The sequence below is a fragment of the Actinomadura meridiana genome, from assembly GCF_039537545.1.
Lineage (GTDB): Bacteria > Actinomycetota > Actinomycetes > Streptosporangiales > Streptosporangiaceae > Spirillospora > Spirillospora meridiana.
The window spans coordinates 1-3,113 of the sequence record NZ_BAABAS010000024.1 but is presented as its reverse complement, the minus strand read 5'-3'; the positions used below and the strand labels follow the sequence as shown (position 1 = coordinate 3,113).

Genomic DNA, 3,113 nt, shown 5'->3' with positions numbered 1-3,113 from the left:
GCACACTGCAAAACCCACGGGATCGACGCGCGCACCATCCCGGTCGACTACGCCTCCCACACCCCGCACATGCACCCCATACGCGACCAACTCATCACCAGCCTGAACGGCATCACCCCGCGGCAGGGCAGCGTTCCGTTCCACTCCACCCTCACCGGTCAACTGATCACCGACACCAGCACCCTGGACGCCGCCTACTGGTACGACAACCTCGCCAACCCCGTCCAATTCCACCCCACCCTCACCCACCTAACCCAACACCACTCCACCTTCATCGAAACCAGCCCCCACCCCATCCTCACTCCGGCGATCCACGCCACCATCAACCCGCCCGCAACCGCGCACCCCACACTGCGACGCGACCACGGCGGATACCACCAATTCCTCACCTCACTCGCCACACACCACACCCACAACCCCAAACCCACCACCGCCTGGCACACACCGCCCACCATCCCCCACACCCAGCCCCCGACCTACCCCTTCCAGCACCAGCACTACTGGCTCAACTCCGTCTCGACGGGCGATGCGGCGGGCTTCGGTCTGAACAAGGCCGAGCACCCGCTGCTGGCGACCACCACTCCCCTCCCGGACGGCCGGTGGCAGGCCACCGCTCACATCTCCCTCGACACCCTTCCTTGGCTCGTCGACCACGCCGTCCACGAGACCCCGCTCCTACCGGGCACCGCGTTCCTCGACCTGGCGCTCCACGCAGCCCACGCCCTCAACACACCCACCCTCGAAGAGCTCACTCTCCACACACCCCTCACGCTCGCCACCGACAGCGCCCGCGATCTCCACATCAACGTCACCGCACCGGATGACGAAGGCCGTCGCCAGGTGACGTTCCATTCGCGGGTCAGCACCGACGACACCCCCGAGTGGGTCATGCACGCGACGGGCGTCCTCACCTCCGACGAGCCGACGACAACCGCACCGGCCTTCCCCGGCCGACCCACCGCGGACCCGGTCGACGTCTCCGACCTGTACGACCTTCTCGCCGAGCGCGGTTACCACTACGGCCCGTCGTTCCAGAACCTCCGCGAGCTGCACCGGGACGGCACGACCCTGCACGCCCTCGTCCAGCTCGACCCGGACACCCCCGTCACCGGCTACGGCATCCACCCCGCGCTGCTGGACGCCGCGCTGCATCCGCTCGCGGTCCAGGGGATGGATGCCGGTGAGACCCCGCTTCCCTTCTCCTGGCGGGACGTCCATCTGTCGGCGACGTCCGCGACGCAACTCCAGATCCGAATCACCGAGACCGGAGAGCGGACGGTCCAGATCGACGCATGGGACGATTCCGGGTTCCCGGTCGCGTCGATAGGCACGCTCACGCTGCGCTCGGTGAGCAGCGACGAGTTTCTGAAGGCGTTCGCGGCGAGAACCGACCGCTCCCTGTTCACAGTGGAATGGTCACCTGCCAGGACGACCGGCGAACCCGGCTCCGAAACGACGACGATCCTCCTGGACGACGTGACGACGCTCGAATCCCTCTCCGAGGCGATCAGCGCAGGCACGGACGCACCGCTGCACGTGCTGCTCGACGTCCGAAGCACCGAGGACGACCCGGCCGAGATCGAGTCGCTGACGGCCGAGGTCCTCGACCGTCTCCGCCACTGGGTGTCGGACGAGCGATTCACCGAGTCCCGACTCGTGGTCCTCACTCACGGAGCCGTGGCCGTGGAGCCGGGGGACCTCTCACTGAGTCACTCGCCCATCTGGGGGCTCTGCCGTTCGGCCCAGACCGAACACCCCGAACAGATCGTCCTCGTGGACACCGACGACCACCCGGACTCGGCGGAGAACCTCGGAACCGCACTGGCGACCGGCGAGGCCCAGCTGGCTCTTCGGGCGGGCCGCGTTCTGATACCGCGCCTGGTATCGGCCGACCGACAGACGTCGGCTCCGCTCGTCCAGGCCGGGGACGGCACCGTTCTGATCACCGGCGGCACCGGAACCCTCGGCGCGTTGGTCGCCGAACACCTCATCACCCAGCACGGCGCCGCTCGTCTGCTCCTCACCAGCAGGCGCGGGCTGGACGCCCCGGGCGCGGCCGAACTCCAAGAACGCCTGGAAGGTCTGGGAGCGCAGGTCGCGATCGCGGCCTGCGACGCCGCCGACCCCGACGCACTGGCCGAACTGCTGGCCGGTATCCCGGACGACCAGCCCCTCAGGACCGTCGTCCACGCGGCAGGCGTCCTGGACGACGCGCCACTGGAAAGGCAGACACCCGAAAGCCTGGCCGCCGTGTTCCGGCCCAAGGTCGATGCCGCCTGGAACCTGCACCACCAGACCCGCGACCTGGATCTCGACGCGTTCGTACTGTTCTCCTCCGCCGCGGGCACCCTCGGCAACCCCGGCCAGGCCAACTACGCAGCCGCCAACACCTACCTCGACGCCCTGGCCGCACACCGCCACCACACCGGACTCCCCGCGACCTCCATCGCCTGGGGACTCTGGGAACACACCAGCGCCATGACCAGCGCACTCACCGCAACCGACCACGCCCGCATGAAGCGCTCCGGAATGCACCCGCTCACCGACGAGCAGGGCCTCGCACTCCTCGACGCCGCGCTCCAGCTGGACACTCCACACCTGATCGCGACGCCCATCACCGCCGCGACCACCGCGCACAACTCGTCACCGCTCCTGCGTGGCCTGGCGCCGCGCGGACGTCACGCGTCCTCGTCCTCGGCGAACGCACTCGCGCAGCAGCTCGCGCGACTGAGCCCGGAGCAGCAGCTGGAGCACCTGCTCAAAGTCGTCCGCGATCAGGCGGCGGCCGTCCTCGGGCATTCCACGGCCGGGACGATCGTCGCCGACCGGCCGTTCAAGGAGCTCGGATTCGACTCCCTCACGGCCGTCGAGCTACGCAACCGCATCACCAGCGCGACGCAGCTCCGCCTCCCCCCGACGCTGATCTTCGACCATCCGACTCCGACGGCGCTGGCCGGTCATCTGCGGAGCAGGCTCGCCGAGCGTCCCACCGGAACCACGACGGCGAAGCGGAGCACCGCGACGTCGGATGAGCCGATCGCGATCGTCGGCATGGCCTGCCGCTACCCCGGCGACGTCCACAACCCCCACGACCTGTGGCAACTCGTCCACAA

1 protein-coding gene is annotated in these 3,113 nt (G+C 69.0%); it reads left to right on the top strand.

Annotated elements, in window-relative coordinates:
- A partial coding sequence (locus ABD808_RS31735; protein ID WP_344904716.1) for a type I polyketide synthase occupies nucleotides 1-3,113 on the top strand: 3,113 nt, incomplete at both ends.